Consider the following 22,828-nt stretch of genomic DNA (forward strand, 5'->3'; position numbering starts at 1 on the left):
ACAACTAAACCCAATTATTAATTAAATAAACATTTACAATGAAAAACAAGTATTTCAAACTAATCTTCTTATTCGCTTTGTCGACCTTCGTGCTTTCTTGCAGCAACGATGATAATAACGATCCCGAAACTCCGGAAGAAGAATTAACGGAATTCAAATATTTAAGAATTTTACTTTCTGATGAAAAAACAACGGACATAACACTTGTAAATCCTGTAGATGCAACTACTTCTTCATTTAAGGCGAAATTTGCAAAATCGGCACTTTACACTACGGAATCAGGTCGTTATGCGGGAATTATTCACCGATTGGATAATACTGTTGAAACTTTTGACAGCGGATTCGAAAGTCATGGTGATCACGTTGATGTAGACGGGATTCCACAATTTGGTGCTTTAATTGGTCAGTCGCTTATGCCAACACACTTTAAAAGCAAATTTGGAGAAATTCTAACTTTTAATGATGGAGACGGAACACTATCTGTTGCAAAAGAATCTGAGGTTAATACACCGGGAGCACAATTCAAAGTGGTAAACGCTGGTCTTGCGCCACATCACGGTGCAATGGCTTCTTTCTCTAACGGAACGTATGCTATTACCGAAAAAGATAATTCTATCACAGGAACATTGCCTGAAAAAGTTAAGATCATTGACAATTCAGGGAAAACACTTTTTGACGCAACACTTTCAACAAAAGGAATTCACGGAAATGCATCAGACGGAACATACGCTGTTTTTGGTTCAGCAAGTGGTGTTTTGGTTGTAGAAAGTTCAGGGAAACAAAAACTTATTGCATTGCCTGAAGATTTTGGAGCAGCGTGGTTTGGAAGTATTTTAGAAACTAAAACAAAAGGAAAATTTGTTGGTTTTACAGCTGCCAAAGGTGCTTATTTAATTGATGTTGTAAATGATACCATTAAACCAATTCTGGCGAATACTACAATCATGCAATGTAAAGTTAGTTACAATCAAACTAAACTAGGTGTTTTATTGCATTCAGGTGAATTTAAACTTTATAACTTAACCAGTTTACAATTAGAAAAAGAAGGAAAACTAATTGCAGAAACGGCTACCGATGCAACTATAAAACCTCAAATTCAATTGACAGAGAAGTATGCTTATGTTACTTCGCCTACAACAGGAGAATTATTGCAGGTAACGCTTTCTACATTGGCAATTAGAAAAATTAAAGTTTCGACAACACCTTATATGATTACGATATTAGGTTTTGAAAATAGCGAAAGCCACTAAATTAGTTTATAGATTTTGAATTACTATTTAGTAAACGGAATCGGGAAACCTCCAAAATCATAGTGTTTTGGAGGTTTCATTTTTTACATTCAAATGCAAACTCTCAGAGATGAGTTCCTATTTCTTCTTATGTTTCTTTATATTTGAGTATTAATTTCATAAAATGTTTACCGCTCATGGCCAAGACGGATAAAATAGAAACGTACTCACTTGAGCATCATAAAAGCTTATTTACAGCTGAAAATGATAAAAACGATTACTTCTACACTCAAATTAAAGATCATCCTTATATTGATATTCCGTATCGGGCAGAAAGTTATGCAGTAGAATTTCTGAAAAAAGGAAGTATCATCATGCAGACCCAACTTTCCAAAATAGTTGTTCAGGCTCCTGCCATTATTGCATTGGCGCCTACTGTGATAAGAAGTTTTACGAAAAACAGCGATGAAATCTTAATGGATATTATTTTCTTTAAACCTGAATTTTTCCTTCAGAACCAAGCGAATATTTTCTTTCTTTCTCAATATTCTTTTTTTGAAAACAGTGAAATGCATGTCTTTAATCTTGAAAAAAGCACAAAACCAAAATTCAAACAAATATTCGATTTAATCCGAGAAACAGTTACTCACAATTCTCAGCATCAAGCTTCTATTCTAAGAAGTTATCTGTACATCTTACTATTTGAACTCGATACTATCCATCAAGGTGATGCTGTTGAAACAAAGCAAAATACCTTATTTGAAAAATTTAAAGAAATACTTTCCAGGGATTTTATAAAAAACAGATCTGTAGGCTATTATGCTAATGCGTTAAATGTTACGCCGAAGTATTTATCCGAAGTTGTAAAAAAGAATAGTGGAAAAACGGCAAGCAACTGGATTGATGATCTGGTAGTATTGGAAGCAAAAGTATTACTTCAAAATAAATCCTTAACTATTAATCAAATAAGCGATTCACTTAATTTTTCAGATCAGTCTGTTTTTGGTAAATTTTTTAAAAATGCAATGGGAATTTCTCCTTTGCAATATCGTAGAATGTTATCATAAAAGTTTTCTTCTAACTTTAAAAATCAAAAACGAAACCGACTTTTCGACCAACTTCTAAGACATTTATCCCTTTATTGCTAAAGCGGAGACAAGCATCTTTGTTCTATTACTAATTTAATAGCATAGAAAATCATGTCTAAAACTGCCAAATTTGTCCTTATATTATTAGAAAACGCCAATTGGATTGAAAATCAAGCGCTTCAATTTTATACTCAATTATTTAAGGATGCTGAATCTTCTGCAAAAAAATATACCGAAGAAAACTTCTCGATTCAAAAACTAATGAAAATACAAAATGATTTTTCAGTAGAAATAGTTATGGTCTATGAAGATGAGACACCAAAGTCATTTATGAAGCTAAATTCTTCGCGACTTTACAATCAAAATCTTAATGCAAACAAACCTATTTGTATTACTGACATTGTTTACTCCAGTCCGGACGAAATTAAATTACTTATTAATCGGGCAGAAGAAATTGGGATACAGAGAAAACATGATTTAATTTGGGTGAAGGCATTAAAAGAAGATCTGATTTTAATAGAAATTTTAGAAGCTTTTGATTTTAAAAAATTTACTTTTCAAAAAGAAGAGACTGATGCAATGTCAGAAAATCATCATTATTTTAAAAAGAAACTTCTGTAGAACTTTTGAACAATAAAAATAAATTTAGCATAAATTTATTTTTAACACTTTGATAATAAAACTTTTACTACATTTAACCTAACCAAACAAATAACATTGTTTTAACACTTTATAGAAAGAAATCTATTTTTCTCATAATTGAATCTCATTTGTTGTTAAAAAACATTTTTTTTATGCTTAAAACAAAGTAAATCCTAAAAACAGGTATAAACCCCTGCTCCTACAATATCCATATCCATTACTTTAGCATCGTAATTACAGCGTTATCAATGAATTGGCGGAATAAACCAAAAAAAGATAACCTTACAATTACGCTAACCAAAATCAAATTTATAAACTTTAATTTTTTATTACTATGGATGAGTACATTGGAATTGTTAAGCTTTTTGCAGGGAATTTTGCGCCACGTGGATGGCTAGTGTGTAATGGTCAGCTTTTACAGATACAACAGTATTCTGCTGTGTATGCTATCTTAGGCACACAATTTGGTGGCGATGGTATTACAACTTTTGGCTTGCCGAATCTTCAGGGAGCTGTTCCTGTTGGTGTAGGAACACTTAATGGTACAACTTATGTAGCAGGAGATAAAGGTGGTAACACAAGTGTAACACTTTTAGGTACAAATATACCAGCGCACACTCATACAGGAACTGGTACAATATCAGTAAGTTCTTCCAATTCTACACTATCAACTCCAGCAAATGGAAATGCTATTGGAGTACCTGGTTCTAATATTTCCAGAGTTTTTACACCAACATTAGGCTTTGTGGCAGCAACTCCATCGGTAAATTTAGCCAGTAATATTACTACAGGCGCAACTGTTAATGCTGGTGCTACGGTACCTGTATCTGTAGTGCAACCTTACACCGCAATGCTTTATATAATTTGCATAGAAGGAATTTTTCCTCCTCGCCCATAAAGACAGTTATTCGTTTTTCAAATTATAAGACCATTTTGGTATTGCACTAAAATCATATACTAACTGAAGAGCTGAATTATTAATAAGACTATACAATGATACTACACAATACGGATTTGTTATATAAGATTCTGCCGTTTTGAGTTCAACATCATCAAAAATCTTAATTTCTGTAAAAACGCATACATCCGGATGATTGCTAAAATTGTCTGGAAGTTTATAAAAATCGCTTTCTAATTTATACACGGGAGTGGTTTTACTAAAAAGTTCTTTGTTTATTGTAAATAATCTATTAACAAATACACTATGAGGATAGGGCTGCAAAGTTTTGTAGCCCTCTACTTCAGTTACTGCATTCTTTAGATACGGTTCTTGGTCAAAAAAAGTGTACATCAAATCGACTCTGATCTCCTTTGGAATTAAGATTCCATGAGCAGGTAATTGAGCCGCAATATTTTGTACGATAGCCACCTGAGGTTCTTTCGTTAGTGCATAATCCATAGTCTCAGATACTGCCAGATCTATACTAAAATTTTCCGGACTGGTATACGTTATGGCATCTGCTTCGAGTAATTGTATTTGATATTCGTCAAGGCCAATTAGGGTTACAAGTTGTTGAACGGATGCAATTGAAATTGCATTTATGTCTATCAAAACAGCATTAATCCTCTCTTTATTAAACAATGGAAGTAAAGGCAGCATTAATGTTGCATAAGGACCACAACCTGCATAAAGCACATTAATACTACGATCAGGAAAATCATGGCACAATTGGGTTAAAGCTTTATAAATTCCTTTTATAAAAAAGACAGTACGCAGATAATCATCTACACAATCTGCGGCACCCAAACTGGATAATGCTACTCCGCCTTTGACCGCCTTTTCGTTGTCCTGAGAAAAAGTAATGGAGTTGATTTTTTTATAAAAATCAGAAAGTGTTTTAGCAGCTGCTGCATATTGATCTGCAGTATTAGATGCGATAATAGATTGAACAATAATCGTAAGTTCTTGTTTGTACATGTTTTTTTGACTTTTAGCGTCGCTTGAAGTTAGAAATAGAATTCAAAAGTATAAAAATAGGATTACAAAATGACAAATTTAATTACAACAAATTATGAAAAAAAACTACTTACTCTTACTTCTGCTGGTTTTTTCGATGCAGTACCTTACTGCTCAAATTACCACCGAAACATTTGAAGCTGGCACTGCAGGTACTCCCAATTTTACATCTGGCACAGCCACTTTCAATTTAACCAACACTTACTCTGGTGGTTTTACACTTGTAAACATACCAAATACTGGTTATGCTTCATCCAACAAATATATACAGGTTGCTGATGATGCCAATCAGGAAAGCATGGGACAATCTGGTTTCATTACTATAACAAGTGGCACCTTTAGGGTTAGCAGCTTATGGATTTATTTATCCGGTAACTCTGGTCAAGATGCAGGTGTAACCTTTCTTGGTCAACCAGGTTCCGTTACCTTCATAGGGAGACTCGGTGGTGTTGAACAATTTTCAGTGATTAAAAATACCACTGGTGCTGATAACGGTTATGCAGCACCTGGCAATGGTTTTACACAAGCAAATTTTGCTACATTGGAAGGTGTTGACAATACTAACGTAATGATCGATCAACTAGAAATCAAACTAAGTGCTAACTACGATTATTTTGCTATTGATAATTTTGCTTTTGAGGCACAGGCATCAGCACCAACTGTTACAACGACAACAGCTACTGCAGCTAATATTGGCGCTGTAAGAGCTAGCTTAGGAGGTAATGTTACTGCAGGTGGTCCTTTAACAGCTAAAGGAATTGTGTGGTCAACAACTGCCACTACTCCTACATTGGCTAATAATGTAGTTACTAACGTCAGTACAGCTACCGGGACTTATTCAGATTTTGCAACGGGTCTTACACCATCAACACTTATTTATTACAGAGCGTATGCTACTAATAATGTCGGAACCAGTTATGGAGCCGTTTTGTCGTTTACAACAAACGCAGCACTTGCAGCTACACAGTCTCAAACAGATGTAACGTGTAATATGGGATCGAACGGTACTGGAACAGTAGTGCCTTCAGGAGGTAAAACGCCTTATACATATTCATGGTCTCCAGCAGGAGGTACAGCGGCTACTGCAAGTGGTCTAGGTGCCGGACAGTACAATGTTACGATTACAGATGGTGATCTAACAACACTGGTAAAAACATTCGATATTACGCAGCCACCTGCGGCTACAATAAGTTTTACAACCAATCCACCAAGCAGAACTATTTGTCTGGGAAGCAATACTACATTTCCTGCTACTGCTGTAAATGCAACAGCATACCAATGGGAGGTAAATACCGGATCTGGATTTTCTACTATAACAAACGGAGGTGTGTATTCTAATGCTACTACTTCCTCTTTAACTATTACAGGAGCTACTGCTGGTATGAATGGATATACCTACCGACTTAGAGCATCTTCAGTATGTACACCGGGTGGTGTTACATCAAATGCGTCAACCTTATCGGTTTCAAATATGACCGTTACTACACTTACAAAAGCTAATGTACAATGTTTTGGTGATAATAATGGTTCGGCTAGTCTTACCACTTCTGGAGGAATAGCTCCTTATACTTATTCATGGTCACCTTCTGGTGGTACCGCTTCTAGTGCATCAGGACTTGCTCCGGGTACTTATACTATTACAGTTACCGATAATATAGGTTGCACTAAAACACATCAGGTTGTTATTAACGGACCTACTGTAGCTTTTACTGCAACATCTTCTACCACTGCAGTTTCTTGTTTTGGAGGGAATAACGGTACAGCAACTATTACAGCTGCTGGCGGTACAGCACCTTATACTTACACCTGGTCTACAGGAGCAGTAACTCAAACAATAACAGGTCGTCAGGGAGGAACATATAGTGTAACTGTTACGGATGATAATGGATGTGACCTTTTAGTAGAAAATATTGTTATAGGACAACCGGCTGCAATGCTTGGTGGAACTCCTTCAAGTACTTCAGTTTCCTGTTTTGGCGGGAACAACGGAACTGCAACTATTGCACCAACGGGTGGAACTCCAGGTTATACGTATGCTTGGTCTAACGGAGCGACAACTGCAACCGCATCAAATCTTCAGGCAGGAACATACAGTGTTACTATTACGGATGCCAATTCATGTGATAGAACTATCTCTGGTATTGTTGTTGGAGGACCAGCAGCTGCCTTAGGCGGTACACCTTCAATTACTACTGTATCTTGTTACGGAGGATCTAATGGTACAGCTACTATTACTCCAACGGGCGGTACTTCGGGTTATACCTACGAATGGTCAAACGGAGCAACATCACAAACTATTACAGGTCTTCAGGCTGGTGTCTATAGTGTAACTATTACAGATGCCAATTCATGTACAAGAACTATTAATAACATTCTGGTATCACAGCCTTCAGAAATTAATTCTAATGCAACACAGACTAATGTAAGCTGCTTTAATGGTTCTAACGGAACTGCAACTGTTGCTCCAACAGGAGGTGCAGGAAGTTATACTTATTTATGGGCACCTTCAGGCAGTACTAATGCCAGCGTAAGCGGTCTTACAGCCGGTACTTACAGTGTTAAAATAACAGATAATAACGGATGTGAGAAAGATCAAAGCTTTACAATCTCTCAGCCAGCTGCAATAGTATTAACTCAGGGAACAATAAATAATGTTAGCTGTTTCAACGGATCTAACGGAAGTGCTACTGTTTCTGCAACAGGTGGAGCGGGATCATTTACGTATTCTTGGTCACCAACAGGAGGAACTGCTGCTACAGCATCTGGTCTTACTGCAGGAACTTATACTGTTACCGTTACGGATGCTAACGCATGTCAGGCAACTGAAAATTTTACTATTAGCCAGCCGGCAGCAGCATTAACTGTTTTAAGCAGTACACAAGATAATATAACGTGCGGAGGCACTCCTACAGGTTCTGCAAGCGTTGTTGTAACTGGTGGAACAGGTAGTTATACGTATTCTTGGTCTCCATCGGGAGGAACTGCTGCTTCAGCAACAGGACTTTATTCAGGAACTTACACGGTAACTATTACTGATGTTAACGGCTGTCAAACATCAGAAAATTTTACTATTACCGAACCGGCAAACCCATTAACAGCTTCACAGGGAGCAATTGTAAATATTGCTTGTTATGGAGACACAACGGGTTCTGCTACTGTAAGCGTAGTTGGGGGCGATGGTAATTACACCTACTCATGGGCTCCATCAGGAGGAACTGCTGCTACAGCAACAGGTCTTGCTGCAGGAACTTACACGGTTACGGTTACAGATGGCGCTTCATGTCAAGCCACACAAACGTTCACTATTAATCAGCCACTCGCTGCCCTTTCTGCTACTACAGCTTCAACAGGTGTTAGCTGTTTTGGAGGAAGCAATGGTTCTGCAAGCGTAACAGTATCAAACGGAACTTCCCCTTATACGTATGCATGGTCTCCACTAGGCGGTAACGTATCTTCTATTTCAGGAAGACCAGCTGGAGATTATACTTGTACGATTACAGATGCTAACGGATGTACTTTAGTAAAAACAATAACAATCAGTTCACCTGTTCAATTCTCAGCAACTGTTTCAAAAACAGACGTTTCTTGTAATGGAGGATCAAACGGTACTGCAACGATAACTCCATCTGGAGCAACAGCACCATTTACCTATACATGGAATCCTACAGGAGGTTCTAATGCAACTGCTTCAGGATTAAGTGCAGGAACTTACGTTGTTGTTGTTCAGGATGCTAACACTTGTCAGTATTCTGTTAGTGTTACTATAGATCAGCCAGATGCTTTAACAGCAACTGCATCACAAATCAATGTTTCTTGTCCAGGTGGTAATAATGGTGAAGCTTCTGTAATCGCTACTGGTGGTACAGCTCCATACAATTATATCTGGTCACCAGCAGGTGGAACAGCAGCTACTGCTACAGGCTTAACAGCTGGAAATTATTCTGTAATGATTACAGACTCAAACGGTTGTTTTACAACAAGATCGTTTACTTTAATCAATACTCCTGATAACTCAGCACCTGTTCCTGACCTATTGAATCTTCCGGATATCACAGGTTACTGTTCTATATTTTCATCAGAAATTACAGTTCCAACTGCTACAGACAATTGTGCAGGTACTATAAATGCTACTACAACCGATCCTTTAAATTATACAGCTACAGGTAACTATTCTATTACCTGGACTTATGACGATGGAAATGGTAACATTACTACACAAACACAAAATGTAATAGTTCTTGATTCTCCTTTAGATGCGTTAACTTTTACAGACAAAACTGTAACGTATAATGGAAACGTTCAAACTATTGAACTTGGAAATCTACCTTCAGATGCAATCGTTACGTATTCAATTACACCGGCAACAACTACTCCAAATGGTGCTTTAGATGCTGGAAATTATACGGTAACAGCTCTTGTATTCCCTGGTGTAAGCGCTCCAAATTGTGTACCTGTGATACTTAGTGCACAACTTACAATTGAAAAAGCGGCACAACAAATTACATTTGCTCCTCTTGAAGACAGAATTTTGGGAGTAAACAATACATTTACTTTAAATGCAACTTCAAATTCAGGTTTACCTGTAACGTACTCATACATCTATACAACTGCATTACCATCGGCTACAGTATCTTCAAATGGTGATGTTGAATTGTTAAGAACAGGAGAAGTTACCATAACAGCTTCTCAGCTTGGAGATGATAATTATCTTCCTGCGGTTTCTGTTTCTCAAGTTCTTGTGATCAAAAACAATGATATTATGGTGAGTTCTATCACGATTGGAAGTACCGTTTATGCGAATCCTCCAAAAGAGATTAGATATGTAATGGAATGTGATGAGAATACCGTTAATGTTGCCATTTTAAATCAAACGAATGCGACTATTACTCCTGCTCCAACTTATACGGTTACACCTCCAAAACCTGGAATTTATACCGAAAATGCAGTAGTGACTTCGCAAGACGGAAGCGTATCTACGAACTACACAATTACAATTGAAAAACCATTCGGTTTCTATGATATTGTACAGCAAAAATTCAACAATGTATTGCTTGTAAACAATAATCCTGCAACTAATGGCGGTTACACATTTGTATCTTACGAATGGTTTAAAAATGGTGTATCAGTAGGAACAGGACAATACTATTCAGCTGGTGAAAACATCACAGATGAATTAGACACCAATGCCAATTTTATGGTGAAGATGAAAACTAAAGAAGGTCAAATTCTATCAACTTGTGATACTACAATTGAACTTGACAAATCAATTCAGGCAAAACTTTATCCTAATCCAATTCAAACTGGAAAAGTGGTTACAGTAGAAGCTGATTTCCCTAAAGAAGAACTTGAAAAAATGCAAATTAGCCTTTATTCTGTTTCTGGGAAATTGATAAAAACAGTTCAGTCATCAACCGTAAAAACGAACATACAATTGCCTCAAACAACTGAAAGTAATATGTATCTGGTAGTTATTGAAACTGCTAATATCAAAAAATCTTTAAAAGTAATTGTAAATAAATAAAAATCTTGCCAGTATTGTTTTTCTAATAATACTGGCATAAAATAAATTTAAGATGAAAAAAAATATTAGCAACTATATAAAATCACTAGCACTATTTACAGTACTTTTTGGTACTTGTTTAAATGGTTATAGTCAAGATCAAAAACAGGAATTTTCTGTTTCAGTTGGTGGACCATTTTCTTTTGTAAAATCAACATCTTCCGGAGATTTTTTACCCGCAAATGGGTTTAATGCAGGACTTCGTTATGCTTATTATCTAAACGAAAACATTAGTTTAAGCTTAGGAGCAGAATATCAGGTCTATACAGGGCAATCAAAGTTTACAACACTTGGAGGGCAATATAGTGCAACAGATGCTGAATCGGAATCATTTCAATTCAGATATTCAGCTGTTAATTTTAGAGAAAAACAAAATCTAAGCTATATCAATGTTCCTATTGCTATTCAGTTTGAAACTCAGGGAAGCACAAGATTTTTTATTGCCGCAGGTGCTAAAGTTGGTTTTGCACTAAAATCAACTTATGAATCTTCTGCAGAAAATCTTACTACAAGTGGTTATTATCCACAATATAATGTAGAATTGTTTAATCCGGCATTTGCAGGATTTGCAAGTACAAACGATTTCAAAAGCGGTAAACAGGATTTTGACACCAAAGTTTCCTACTCTGCTACATTCGAAACAGGCATAAAGCAAGCTGTTGGAGATAAGAGCGCTGTTTATTTAGGTGTTTATGTAGATTATGGATTAAATAATGTCTTCGATAAAACTGGAGATAAAAATTTAATTCAATACAATCCTGATCTTCCTGTGCAATTAAAGCACAATAGCGTTTACGATTCAGGTCTTGCAAGAGATATGCGATTGGTTTCATTTGGTCTTAAACTAAGATTCGCAATGCACTAATCTTCAAATTACAGCGATAAAAAAAATTGTTTTAAATGCAAACAGCCGATTTCCTCAAAAGAAATCGGCTGTTTTATTATATATCAAATTAAACTATTTTTTAATTTTTGAAGCTTTCATTTTAAATCTAAATTTCTTCGATTTAATTACTTTCCCTTTATCCGTTATAATCAAACAACTGTAATCCGAAAACTGATCAATTAGCTTTAACCCTTCATCCTGCCCTAAAACAATAATCGAAGTACTAAAACCGTTGGCCATTTCAGCACTTGGACCAAAAACCGTAACACTTACCAAACCTGTAGCTGGATAACCTGTTTTTGGATTTATAATGTGGGAATAGCGCTGACCATTAAATTCTACAAACTTCTCATAACTTCCGGATGTTGTTACTGCTTCAGTTTTAAGCGGGACTATTGCAACCAAATCATTTGTCTTAAACGGATTTGTAATTCCGATATTCCAATTGGTTCCATCTGTTTGAGTTCCCCAGGTTGCCATATCACCGGATGCATTTATGATACCGGATAAAACTCCTTTTGACTGCATGATTTCACGCGCTTTATCTGCTGCATATCCTTTTCCGATAGATCCAAAACCAATTTTCATTCCCTGCTTTTTCAAAAAAATAGTCGACTGAATACTGTCTAAAATAATATTTTGATAGCCAACCTTCTCTACTGATTTCTGAATTACTTCCGGACTTGGCATTTCCGTCATCGTATCATCAAACCTCCAGATTTTATCCATCGCAGCATAGCTAATATCAAAAGCACCGTTTGTAAGCTGAGATATATACAAAGCTCGTTTAGTTAGGTCAAATACCTCTTTATCTACTTTTACGGCACGAATCCCGGCATTCTGATTAACTTCTGAAACCTGCGAATCCGACTTCCAATCCGAAATAAGATTTTCAATACGTGTAATTTCTTCAATCGCCTCATTAATCCGATTTTCTGCTGTGAGCGAATCTGTAGAAACAATAGTAATATCAAAACGGCTTCCCATCAACATTGTAGTTCTTTTGCGAAGCTTTTGTGCTGAACAAAAAATACTGCTTAGTAAAATAAGGGCTAGTAAACTTTTTTTAATCATGACTTAAACCTAATAACAATCGGTCAATATTTGTTTGTTTAATTTATAGAACGATAAACCAGTTCCCTGTTTTTCTACACAAATTACATCAAGAATCTTTTCTACATCTTGTTGCATCGCCAATGAACCGCATATCATAATCGTACCTCCTTTTTGTAATGTCGCAGCAAAAAACTCTGCATCTTTTTTGATGAGGTCCATCACATAACATTGATTTTGCTCTCTGGAAAAAGCAATATGAAAACTTTTTAAATGATTGTTCTGAATCTCATTTTCAGCAAACTTTTGATACTTGACAATTGTCTCTGTTTCATTTCTAAAACCACAATACAAATGGCATTCTTTATTCTTTTTGTTCCCTTCAATCATTCCTAAAAAGGGTGCGATTCCCGTTCCGTTGGCAATCATAATAATTGATGGTGCTTTTTTCGCAAAATGAAACCCTGTATTTTTTACAATTCTTGCCTTTATTACAGCTCCTGTTTCCAACTGATACAAAAAGCGGGACCCCAAACCGTATTCATGCAGTTTTACCACCAATTGTATGTTACCATTGCTTTTACTAATCGAATAAAAACGATCTCTGCTATCGCCTGCAGGATAAATTGCCAGCAAATCGCCCGAAGTAAATTTAGTTCGCATTCCGGCACGCAAGGTGATCATAAACGTATGATCTTTTTCAGAAACTGCCGTTTTTTCTAAAACCATCAGTTTTTGCAAACCAGTTGGTTTTTGAGCATAGAAAGCGGGCGTTGTATTTAAAGTAATCCCTGTTACTGCATTCCATTCTTTAATCCAATTTGTAAATTCTACGGGAGATTTATCATCAATTGTGTGCAGATTCAAATGAACATCCGCCCAGCTTTTTGTTCGTAGATAATCATCCGCTTTTACCGCAAAACCACAAAAATCTGCGTACGATTTAGAACCAAATCCCACAACCGAAACTTTTACATTTCGCTGTTGCGGATATTGTTCTACCAGCGATAAAAATTTGTTTCCGCTAAAAGGAGCATCGCCCAACCCGTGTGTGGAGGTAAAAATGATAATATTTTCAGCTTCATCAAATTGTGTATACTTATTTAAAGTTGTCAAGTAAGACGAATGTCCATTCGAGATCAATTGTGCATGAACCGAATTAGCAAATCGCAAAGTACTTCCGTTTTCGCTTCCAGCTAATAATACAAACTTACTTTTAGCTGCTTTATGTTTATTTTTAATTTGAGTTTCTCTTCGGCGAAAAGTCATCGCAAACCCCGAATAAATAAAAAACAAAATATTCAGTGAAGCGATCGCCAAAACAATTGCCCAAATAATATTGGTTCGCCCTGTATGGAGGTCAAGACTTAAATTTTCAAGTACTAAAGTAATCGGATAAGGTACTTCACTTATCACCTGACCGTTAAACTGATTTACATGCAATTCACGATCGGTAAGCCTTAGTATAAAAATTTCCTCGGGATCTTCTGTATCAAACGGAAATTCAATTTTCTGAACGTCTGAGAGCTTCGTCTCTTTAAAAATTTTAAAATCAGCAATTTTTCCCTGCTCGGATGCTATACTAGCCGCTTTTTCCTGATGCTGTATTTTTGCTTCGGGAAAAAGTTTAAAGCGCTGCATCGAAAGATAGGTGCCGGAAAGCGCCAAAATTAAAATCGGAATCAGCATTATCCTTCCTAAAACCACATGGTAATACTGTGCGAAATAATCCTTAACAATTTTAGAGAAAAAGCGACGTAAACCTTTTTGTCTTTGCAGTATTAATGCTGTTCCTGAAATCGCAATCAGAAACAATAAAAAGGCATTTACGCCAATAATAAATCGTCCCGTTTCATGCAAAAAAAGCGAACGGTGAAGCGATGTTATCCATTGTATAAACGAACTTTTCTTTTCTTGTTTGCCTAAAACCTTCCCAGTTTCAGCATCAATGTAAGCATTAATATCATTGCCGTCTTCATCTAAAGCTTTAAGGGTGACAAACTGGTTATGATCAACACTGATTTCACTTACTTCTAAGTAATTATTACGCAATACCGGAAGCGTTTGTGCAAGGGTTAATTCATCAAAATTCTGGATACGATAAGGCGGTATTTTCTCCCCGATCGCATCCGCAGCCAGTACAATTCCTGTAACAGCTGCCAATACTAAAAACAGAGAAGAAAATACCGCCAAAGTTAAATGAGCGTATCTCCAAACGGATAATGTCATTATGCTTATACCTTATTTAATTTTACATATCTGATGTATCCTTTACCTTCTGTTTTAGTGGCAACACCATCAGTGGTAAGCGGAATTTCAACATCATTTACATGGTACTTTTGATCTTCAACAGCAGTCTCAAATCGTAGTTTGTACCCTTTGTCAATTTTTGCATCTTCTATTTCAAAAACCGTAACACTGCGATCTCCACCCGTTACAGAAGCACCTGTTTTAGCACTTACGGCTGGTTTTTTATTATAGAATTTATACCATTCTTTAAGACTGTTGTACCATTGCTTGTCATCTCCCATTACGTAAAGTGTTTTTTCGTAATCTCCTTTAGCGTTTACCAAAGAAACTACAATATAAGCACCTTCACCCATGTAGTTAGACATTTGCAAAAGACATTTGTATTTACTCGTTTGAGCAGAAGTTTGAAGAGAAAACAAACAGGCGAATAGCGCCATAAGGCAAATTTTAGATACTGATTTCATTTATTATTACTTTAAAAAGTCAACGGATATATTTTTCTTTTTCAACACTTCATTTTCCTGAGCCAGATCAAAAGCCGTCTCATCAAATTCTGTTTTAACCTCTTTTTTAGCTCCTGCCGATTCCAAATATTTCAAAATAGCATCATCTTTTGAAATCATAGCAGCTCTGTGTAAAACTGTTAATCCTTCTTTATTTTTAGCATTAATGTCGATTTTAAGATCTGCCAGTTTTTTCAATAAAGCGATATCATTTTTAAGAATAGCAACATGATATAACGTATTACCATCTTTTTGCTGCCCCGCTATATCAACTCCTTTTTCTTGTAACAAACGTAGTTTATCTCCAAAATCATCTTGTTTAGATGCAGGCGCTCCAGGTCTTGGTGCTCGGTACGATTCGATAAGATAATACGCTAAATTGTTTCCGTTTTTATCGACTACTTTGCTGTCAGCTCCTTTGCTCAAAAGCAAAGCAACAACCTCTGGAGAACTTCCCTTTACTGCATTAGTAAGTGCCGATTCTCCTTTTGCGTTTACAGTATTTATGTTTTTAACCTTTGGCAATAAGGTTTGCAATAACTCCGTATCTTTTCCTTCAGCAGCAATTATAAAAGCCGTATTTCCTTCTTTATCCGCTTTGTTTACGTCTAAACCTTTTCCTAAAAAGTATTTTACAATCTCTGATTGTTTGTCTTTACGTGCTAAAATATGAAGAACCGTTTGCCCGTTTGAAGCCGTTACGGTTGGTTTTAATTTTACAACATCTGCCAAATATTGGTATACTTCGATAGAATTGGCACTTCTGCGCATTCCCTGAGCCGCTGTAATAAAAGCATAATCAGTAGCTTTTACACCTTTAGTAACCAAAGTTTTTAGCAATTCAACATTCCCTGATCTGGCCGCATAATCAAAAGCTGTACGACCATTATCGTCAGTATCTTTTAGTGATAAACCTTTTGTCGCAAGATAAGTACTAACAGAAAGATCTTTATCATTTGGAATTGCCAACAACAAAAGATTAGCACCATCTCTGTACTTTTTCTTTGGATCTAAACCAGCTTTAAAAAAAGCTTCATAAGTAGCGGGAGTTGTTAATCCTGTACCCGAAGCAAATGCAATTGGCGTCGTTCCGTGGCTGTCTTCCAGATTTATATCAGAACCTTTAGCAATCAGATATTCCACTAATTCTGAATTTCCTTTATAAGCCGCCCAATGCAAATAGATACGTCCATCGTGCGTTGGCTTGCTTACACCATTTCCGGGAAGATCGATTAAGTACTTCACCACTTCATTTGAAGCTCCGCTGTTAATCGCTAAAGTTGTAGGATCAAATGCATTCGCATTTAGTTCTGCAGGATTATTTCCTTTTGTTATTTCTTCTTTTATGGTGTTAACATCCGGAGATGTTTTCCAAAAATTCTGATCTAAAAATTTGTTTTGCTGGGCAGTAGCGCAAAGTCCTGCCAGCAATAATGCTGAGTAGATTATTTTTTTCATGATTTCGATTTGTAAACGAATGAAATATATTTAACGAAACATTCCGCTCCGGAATTTCGAAGCGGAAAGTTAAGTCTTATTTAGAATATTTCCAAATAATAAAATTACTGTAAGTATGTTTTTTAGTAAAGTGTAATACTAGAATACTCCAATGTAATGGTTACCAGGTTTGTTTGCTAATTGAGCTCCTTTTTTAACAGCTCCTGTAGTAATATCAATCACGTAGATATTTCCTGCTTTTCCAACCGGAGTAACAGCAACGTAGAAATCATTTCCGTCAACTACAAATCCTTGGTACTGACCAAAATCTAAATTAGCATCATATTCAATTCCTTCTACTCGTTGAACCGTTTTAGCATTAAGATCAATTCTTGCTAAAAAGCCTTGGTTGTTTGCAGCCTCATGAGTATACACAGCATAAGCAATTCCTTTACCTGCATATCTCCACGCATCGATATAAGATCCTTTTACACCTAAAGCAGCATCTAAGTTTACAATATAAGAGTTATCGTATTCATTGTCCTGGTTGATTCTTAAGATAGAAGAACCGTTTTTAGTATCTCTTTGTGTCGCCTGATAAATGTTTCCATCATCACCTACGAAACTGTTAAAACTACGGTAACCACTTGTGTCACCAAAACCAACTGTCGAAGTAATAACTTTAGGATTTGTAAGAGCAGGGTAATCAACTACAATAGATTTAGCTCCTAAACGATCAAATGAAGACTGATTTTCTCCGGTTGCAGGATCTGTTTTACGCATCCATGCACCAATAATAAGTTTGTTTCCTGCTTTGTTAAGTGTTGGAGCATCTAAACGGAAAAGATGGTGTCCTTGTGCCTCTTCTTCAGGAGTTAATGGAATTTCGTATTGTTTGTAATTCGCAATTAAGATATTTTGTAAATCTAACGCTAAAACTGTTGCTGTACCTCTTGTATGTTTGTATACTTCATTTTCTACAATCACTTTAGGAGCTGTAATATTTACGGCTACTCCTGTTTTATCTCCGTCAAAAAGTTTAGTCCATCTTGGTGATGTTCCTGCATATTGCGAAATATTTACAGTAGTTCCGGATTGAACGAAGTTACCTTCTCCATTTACTTTATACGTCATAAATTCACCTCCGTTACTACCTGTATAAGTAATGTTAAAAAGTGTATTACCATCTACAGATGATTGTAAACGAGCTGTTCTGTTAGATTGAACAGGCATTCCTTTTTCATATACATCAATAACAAAATTTGGATCTTTTGCATTTGTACTCGTAACAGCGTACACCATAGTACCACCGTTTCCGTCTCCGGGTGCATCTTGCATTTTAGCTCCCGAAACTGTAATCCAACGGTCTTTTACCGGTTCTTCTTTTACTGGCTCTTCTGTTGTAGGATCTGTTACTACAGGTTCTTCTTTAACATCATCGCTGCTGCAACTTGTAAATGACATGGCTAAGATTAAACTACCGGCAAGTAATTTAAAAGTACTTTTTTTCATATGATTTGATTTTAAAATAGTTATTAATTATAAATTGTTTATTGTATAATTCAGCTTTAAATAAAAGGCACGACCCGGTTTTTGTACCGCAAAATTGTCGTAGATCTGTTTGTTCAGAATATTTTTGGCATCAAAACTTACCACAAACTGTTTGCTCGGAAAAGCGTATGTCAAACCTAAATCCTGAGCAAACTGAGGTGGCGTTCTAAATCTTTCAACCTGAATCCAAAGTGTATAAAAAGGATCAACATAACCGCAAGTGTAATACAAACTCAATTCCGATTTTTGCTGTAAAATATCTTTAAAATTATACTGTGCACTTCCGTTAACAGTAAAGAAAGGCTCATTTGGAATTTGTTTGTTATAATTCTCCAGCACTCCTCCATTGGCATCATATTGAATTTTATACAAAGAATTGAACTTCGACATGTTCATCGTAAGAAACAATCGGTTATTAAAGGAATAATCAAAAGAAGCTTCAAAACCAAGAGATTGTGCTTTACCAAGATTTTCAAAAGGTAATGTTTGAATGGCATCATTCAAGCGCGAACTTGTAGCACGTACAATCTTATCTTTGGTATTACGCCAAAATCCGGATGCTGCCAGCGAAAACTTATGATCGTCTATTTTGTAAGGTCCAAATCTAAATCCGGCATTCAGGTTATTACTTACCTCCGGTTTTATAGAAGAACTCCCAATAACATTTTCTCCCGGACTTCCAAAAACTTCATTTTCAGAAGGCATTCTGACTGCTTTTTCAGCAGAAGTAATTAGCATTACTTTTGGAATAATGATGTACGAAGCAGCCAATCCATAACCAAAAGTCGTCGTTGTATTTTGTATTACCTCTTCACGCACAGTAGTCTGATTGCCAACAGTTGTAAGTACAGGATCTCTTTGTTTTATTTTTTGTTCGTAATATTTACCAAAAATGCTGGTTTTAAGACGCGAATCAAAAGCCTCTATTTCATAAGCTAATGATGAAACTAACTTTTGCAAATCACGTGTTTCTCTATATGTTTTCTCTAATGCTGACTGCAATTCATCATTATCATCCCTGTCTACCGTATTAAACATATTACTAAAAACAATTTTATGATTTTCGGCTATGTTATAATTAAAACCACCACGTACACTAAGGATATTACGTCTAATATGATTTATGGTTGGAGCGCCTTGTTGTGCTCCCGTGGGTGATATAAAAGGATTTCCATCCAATCCAACCGCTTTTTGCCCATCCCAATTGTAATTCCACTTTACCGTATCATTCACCACTTGATTTCTTTGACTGTAGGCACCATTCAAATTAAATTCAAGTCCTTTAACCAGAAAATCTTTTTTCAAATAATTCAAAGTAAGAACATGCGCATCAGCCTCAGTAAATCTTCCCTTATACGGTTTTGTCATAAACTGTCCGTGCTGAATTTCATTATAATCCTGAGAGCCGTTATATCCTATCAAAAACGTATCAGCCCATTTCACATCCGTAAAACCCGCTTCTACCCTTCCGCCATACGATCTGTAAGCATCATTAAAACGTTTCGCACGAACATACTCGTAACGTCCGTTTGGTAAAATGTTGTACACAAATTTTCCCCAAACTTCATAATCATTATCCGAGTAATTATAAAATCCCGAACCTTTTATCGTAAAACCCGATTCTTTTCGAAACGACGCATTCAATGTTGCCTGAGTCGTATTAAATGAACCATACGATACAGAAGCATTTATCATATTCATTGCTCCCTTTTTAAGAATCACATTGATAGCACCACCTAAAGCATCATCGGCCAAGTGAGCCGGAATAACACCTTTGTAAACCTCAATATGTTCAATCAAAGCAGGTGAAATACTATTTAAGTTAAAAGACGAACCATACGTAGAAATCGGAATTCCGTCAAGAAAAATACGAACCGAGTTTCCTGACATTCCATTTAGGTTATAATCAACACTAGATCCTAATCCCCCGTTTTGTCTGATTCTAACTCCCGCCGATCTGTCAAGCAAATCGTTAGTCTGAATATTTCTTTTCGCAGCCTCCTGCGTTTCAATTACATTCACCGCAAAACCTTTATCCATGATTTCTTTTCGGGCAGATATTTTTTGAACAAGAACTTCTTCCAGAATTTTTGGCGCATTTCTTTCAAGAGAAAAATTAAGCTTTACCAAAGGGCGATTTACTTCAACAACAACGCTTTTTGTTTTGGTTTCGATCGAAGAAATTTCCAGTGTGTAGTTTCCGTAAACAAGTCCTTCTATCTCAAAATGACCATCGGGACTAACCACAGCGTATTTTTGAGTTCCTGCAACTTGTATCGTCGCGCCAACTGCTAAATCTTTAGTATCAATAGTTACTTTTCCGCTCACTGTTCCCGTTTGAGACCAGCCAGAATAAGTAATAAATAGGAGCATGCATAGAATTAACCTCATTTGCGAATATAGAATTTCTTATGAGTGGCAAAACTAAATATCTATTTTTAATTGATCTAAATAAAGATATTAGAAGATTATTAGAAAGCACATTAGAAATTCTAATCTCAAAAAGCAAGGCTTGTCAACCTCATATAAATCAAGCTTCCCTGTTTTTATGCCTCATTTTTCATTTGCTTTTTTATTGACCTATATCAATCTTTTGCACACAAAACAACTCTAGCTTTGCTTCCTAAACAGAGAATAACACACTAAACAAAAAAATAAAATGATACTTACAGCAATAAGTCCTCTAGAAAAATTTGGTTTAACATGTCAGGAACGTGTCGAAAATGCATTAAAACACCTTCAAAACGGAAAAGGAATTTTACTTACCGATGATGAAGATCGCGAAAACGAAGGCGATCTTATTTTCTCAGCACACACCATGAGCTTTCAGGATATGGCATTAATGATCAAAGAATGCAGCGGTATTGTTTGTCTTTGCCTTACCAACGAAAAAGCAGATCAGCTGCAATTACCTTATATGGTACAAGAAAACACGAGTCACTTTCAAACGCCTTTTACCATTACCATCGAAGCCAAAAATGGTGTAACCACAGGCGTATCAGCAGCAGACAGAATAACAACTATTAAAACCGCTGTGGCTCAAAATGCACAAGCTTCACATCTGGCAAGACCCGGACATATTTTTCCATTACGCGCCAAAAACAACGGCGTTCTGGAACGAAACGGACATACGGAAGGTAGCGTAGATCTTATGAAACTTGCCGGATTACAACCGGAAGCTGTGCTTTGCGAGCTTATGAACGAAGACGGAACTATGTCGAAACTCGACGATATTGTACGTTTTGCTAATCATCATGATTTAATCGTTTTATCTATAGAAGATATTACCTATTACCGTAAATTTGTGAGAGACTACATTTAAACTATGATTTACGAACAACTGGGTTTATATATTAAAAAAAATGTCGAAATAAACGAAACCGATCTCAACACGGTTCTCTCCTATTTCAAACCTGTCAAATACAATAAAAACGAACTATTGCTGGCACAAGGACAAATAAGCCAGCATAGTTTTTTTGTGGGTAAAGGCTGTCTCAGAATTTTTTTCATCAACGAAGAAGGAAAAGATGTTACCCGTTACATCGCTTTCGAAAATCAATTGGCAACCGCCTTGGTGAGTTTCATAACCAAATTACCGTCTAAAGAATACATTCAGGTCGTCGAAAAATCAGAGTTATTATGCATTAGCCACGACGACTTCAATCACCTCAAACAAATTTTCCCAAAGTGGCAAGAGTTTTATTGCACCTATCTGGAGAAAGCCTACGTCAATAATACCAACCGCCTCATGTCTTTTACCACTATGGATGCCCTCGAAAGATATACGCAACTTCTTCAGGTAAATCCCTCCATCGTAAAGCGTTTGCCTAATAAAATCGTTGCTTCCTACATCAATATCTCGCAGGAAACCTTAAGCCGATTAAAATCGAAATTATAGTTTTTAGGAGCTATTCCAGCCATTCGCTATATCTTTCCTTGCTTAAAGAAAGCAAGCAAAGGATGCCGCTGCTGTCTGGGCTATGGCATCAGGTTGTTTCAGGAAAATTGTTTTCTAAATCGAAAAATTACGTTTTTATTCTGTTGCAAGCTGTGGAACGTTATCGGATTTTTTTTTACCAATGCATGTTGAAATATAGCTAGCATAAAGCATACCTAACAGATTTTGAAAACCAGTTAGGATAACATAAAAGTTCCAGAGCAACGATTCATATTGTAGCGCCGAATTTTAATCCGGTGATTAATAGAACGATCCATTTTTTAGCTAATCATTATAGATACCTAACAGGTTTTGAAAACCTGTTAGGATAACGTAAAAGTTCCGGAGGAACGATCCATATTGTAGCGCCGGATTTTAATCCGGTGATTAATAAAACGATCGTAAAATAAAGATCCATAGGATCGACCGATATATTCCGAAATGTAGCTAGCATATAGAATACCTAACAGGTTTTGAAAACCTGTTAGGATAACGTAAAAGTTCCATAGGAACGGTTCATATTGTAGCGCCGGATTTTAATCCGGTGATATAAATTTAGACATGTAAAATAAAGATCCATAGGATCGGCCGATATATTACAAAATGTAGCTAGCATGAAGAATACCTACAAGGTTTTAAAAACCTTGCAGGATAGTCAATAAACTAATCTTTAATTGCTTCCCACCGTCCTAACAGGTTTTCAAAACCTGTTAGATCTGATACAAGAAAACCATA

15 protein-coding genes are annotated in these 22,828 nt (G+C 36.2%); 8 read left to right on the forward strand and 7 right to left on the reverse strand.

Annotated elements, in window-relative coordinates; genetic code table 11:
* The first annotated feature begins 38 nt into the window (after positions 1 to 38).
* The 4 genes from B0A66_RS12480 (at position 39) to B0A66_RS12495 (ending at position 3,857) form a co-directional block, all read left to right on the forward strand.
* The gene (locus B0A66_RS12480; protein WP_089050174.1) at positions 39 to 1,250 is read left to right on the forward strand and encodes a hypothetical protein; all 1,212 of its coding nucleotides are present in this window, start codon (positions 39 to 41) and stop codon (positions 1,248 to 1,250) included.
* Between the two features lie 176 nt (positions 1,251 to 1,426).
* On the forward strand, positions 1,427 to 2,296 hold the full coding sequence (locus B0A66_RS12485) for a helix-turn-helix domain-containing protein (protein ID WP_089050175.1): 870 nt from the start codon (positions 1,427 to 1,429) through the stop codon (positions 2,294 to 2,296).
* A 132-nt stretch (positions 2,297 to 2,428) separates the two neighbouring features.
* The gene (locus B0A66_RS12490) at positions 2,429 to 2,938 is read left to right on the forward strand and encodes a hypothetical protein (protein ID WP_089050176.1); all 510 of its coding nucleotides are present in this window, start codon (positions 2,429 to 2,431) and stop codon (positions 2,936 to 2,938) included.
* A gap of 355 nt (positions 2,939 to 3,293) precedes the next feature.
* On the forward strand, positions 3,294 to 3,857 hold the full coding sequence (locus B0A66_RS12495) for a phage tail protein (RefSeq protein ID WP_089050177.1): 564 nt from the start codon (positions 3,294 to 3,296) through the stop codon (positions 3,855 to 3,857).
* 6 nt (positions 3,858 to 3,863) lie between these two features.
* On the opposite strand, the gene B0A66_RS12500 is transcribed toward B0A66_RS12495, so the two are convergent.
* On the reverse strand, positions 3,864 to 4,877 hold the full coding sequence (locus B0A66_RS12500; protein WP_089050178.1) for an SAM-dependent methyltransferase: 1,014 nt from the start codon (positions 4,875 to 4,877) through the stop codon (positions 3,864 to 3,866).
* A 94-nt stretch (positions 4,878 to 4,971) separates the two neighbouring features.
* Between B0A66_RS12500 and B0A66_RS12505 the strand changes: the two genes are divergently transcribed.
* Together B0A66_RS12505 and B0A66_RS12510 are read left to right on the forward strand one after the other, a co-directional pair.
* Positions 4,972 to 10,437: a T9SS type A sorting domain-containing protein gene (locus B0A66_RS12505; RefSeq protein ID WP_089050179.1), complete on the forward strand. Its 5,466-nt coding sequence runs from the start codon at positions 4,972 to 4,974 to the stop codon at positions 10,435 to 10,437.
* 52 nt (positions 10,438 to 10,489) lie between these two features.
* The gene (locus B0A66_RS12510) at positions 10,490 to 11,341 is read left to right on the forward strand and encodes an outer membrane beta-barrel protein (protein WP_089050180.1); all 852 of its coding nucleotides are present in this window, start codon (positions 10,490 to 10,492) and stop codon (positions 11,339 to 11,341) included.
* Positions 11,342 to 11,434: 93 nt separating this feature from the next.
* Here the strand turns inward: B0A66_RS12510 and B0A66_RS12515 are convergent, their stop codons facing one another.
* The 6 genes from B0A66_RS12515 to B0A66_RS12540 all read right to left on the reverse strand — a co-directional run bounded on the left by B0A66_RS12515 (position 11,435) and on the right by B0A66_RS12540 (position 20,529).
* Positions 11,435 to 12,436, reverse strand: coding sequence for an FAD:protein FMN transferase (locus B0A66_RS12515; RefSeq protein ID WP_244283462.1), 1,002 nt, complete (start codon positions 12,434 to 12,436; stop codon positions 11,435 to 11,437).
* Between the two features lie 9 nt (positions 12,437 to 12,445).
* Positions 12,446 to 14,644, reverse strand: coding sequence for a PepSY domain-containing protein (locus B0A66_RS12520; protein ID WP_089050181.1), 2,199 nt, complete (start codon positions 14,642 to 14,644; stop codon positions 12,446 to 12,448).
* Between the two features lie 5 nt (positions 14,645 to 14,649).
* Positions 14,650 to 15,129 (reverse strand): DUF2271 domain-containing protein, encoded by a 480-nt coding sequence (locus tag B0A66_RS12525; protein ID WP_089050182.1) that lies wholly within the window; start codon positions 15,127 to 15,129, stop codon positions 14,650 to 14,652.
* Between the two features lie 6 nt (positions 15,130 to 15,135).
* Positions 15,136 to 16,626: an ankyrin repeat domain-containing protein gene (locus tag B0A66_RS12530; RefSeq protein WP_089050183.1), complete on the reverse strand. Its 1,491-nt coding sequence runs from the start codon at positions 16,624 to 16,626 to the stop codon at positions 15,136 to 15,138.
* A gap of 138 nt (positions 16,627 to 16,764) precedes the next feature.
* Positions 16,765 to 18,117 (reverse strand): DUF4374 domain-containing protein, encoded by a 1,353-nt coding sequence (locus B0A66_RS12535; protein ID WP_089050184.1) that lies wholly within the window; start codon positions 18,115 to 18,117, stop codon positions 16,765 to 16,767.
* A gap of 27 nt (positions 18,118 to 18,144) precedes the next feature.
* Complete coding sequence (locus B0A66_RS12540; RefSeq protein ID WP_244283463.1) at positions 18,145 to 20,529, reverse strand: TonB-dependent receptor; 2,385 nt, start codon at positions 20,527 to 20,529, stop codon at positions 18,145 to 18,147.
* 286 nt (positions 20,530 to 20,815) lie between these two features.
* On the opposite strand from B0A66_RS12540, the gene ribB reads away from it, so the two are divergent.
* The gene (gene ribB, locus B0A66_RS12545; RefSeq protein WP_089050186.1) at positions 20,816 to 21,478 is read left to right on the forward strand and encodes a 3,4-dihydroxy-2-butanone-4-phosphate synthase; all 663 of its coding nucleotides are present in this window, start codon (positions 20,816 to 20,818) and stop codon (positions 21,476 to 21,478) included.
* A 3-nt stretch (positions 21,479 to 21,481) separates the two neighbouring features.
* Positions 21,482 to 22,054, forward strand: coding sequence for a Crp/Fnr family transcriptional regulator (locus B0A66_RS12550; protein ID WP_208862579.1), 573 nt, complete (start codon positions 21,482 to 21,484; stop codon positions 22,052 to 22,054).
* The last annotated feature ends 774 nt before the right edge of the window (positions 22,055 to 22,828 follow it).

Origin of the sequence: Flavobacterium hercynium, assembly GCF_002217285.1 — a bacterium.
GTDB lineage: Bacteria > Bacteroidota > Bacteroidia > Flavobacteriales > Flavobacteriaceae > Flavobacterium > Flavobacterium hercynium.

Bases quoted from the DNA above. Each gene is read 5' to 3' on its own strand.
- B0A66_RS12530 (WP_089050183.1), bottom strand. From the start codon at position 16,626: ATGAAAAAAATAATCTACTCAGCATTATTGCTGGCAGGACTTTGCGCT.
- B0A66_RS12505 (WP_089050179.1), top strand. From the start codon at position 4,972: ATGAAAAAAAACTACTTACTCTTACTTCTGCTGGTTTTTTCGATGCAG.
- B0A66_RS12525 (WP_089050182.1), bottom strand. From the start codon at position 15,129: ATGAAATCAGTATCTAAAATTTGCCTTATGGCGCTATTCGCCTGTTTG.
- B0A66_RS12480 (WP_089050174.1), top strand. From the start codon at position 39: ATGAAAAACAAGTATTTCAAACTAATCTTCTTATTCGCTTTGTCGACC.
- ribB (WP_089050186.1), top strand. From the start codon at position 20,816: ATGATACTTACAGCAATAAGTCCTCTAGAAAAATTTGGTTTAACATGT.
- B0A66_RS12535 (WP_089050184.1), bottom strand. From the start codon at position 18,117: ATGAAAAAAAGTACTTTTAAATTACTTGCCGGTAGTTTAATCTTAGCC.
- B0A66_RS12495 (WP_089050177.1), top strand. From the start codon at position 3,294: ATGGATGAGTACATTGGAATTGTTAAGCTTTTTGCAGGGAATTTTGCG.
- B0A66_RS12550 (WP_208862579.1), top strand. From the start codon at position 21,482: ATGATTTACGAACAACTGGGTTTATATATTAAAAAAAATGTCGAAATA.
- B0A66_RS12485 (WP_089050175.1), top strand. From the start codon at position 1,427: ATGGCCAAGACGGATAAAATAGAAACGTACTCACTTGAGCATCATAAA.
- B0A66_RS12490 (WP_089050176.1), top strand. From the start codon at position 2,429: ATGTCTAAAACTGCCAAATTTGTCCTTATATTATTAGAAAACGCCAAT.
- B0A66_RS12540 (WP_244283463.1), bottom strand. From the start codon at position 20,529: ATGCTCCTATTTATTACTTATTCTGGCTGGTCTCAAACGGGAACAGTG.
- B0A66_RS12520 (WP_089050181.1), bottom strand. From the start codon at position 14,644: ATGACATTATCCGTTTGGAGATACGCTCATTTAACTTTGGCGGTATTT.
- B0A66_RS12510 (WP_089050180.1), top strand. From the start codon at position 10,490: ATGAAAAAAAATATTAGCAACTATATAAAATCACTAGCACTATTTACA.
- B0A66_RS12500 (WP_089050178.1), bottom strand. From the start codon at position 4,877: ATGTACAAACAAGAACTTACGATTATTGTTCAATCTATTATCGCATCT.
- B0A66_RS12515 (WP_244283462.1), bottom strand. From the start codon at position 12,436: ATGATTAAAAAAAGTTTACTAGCCCTTATTTTACTAAGCAGTATTTTT.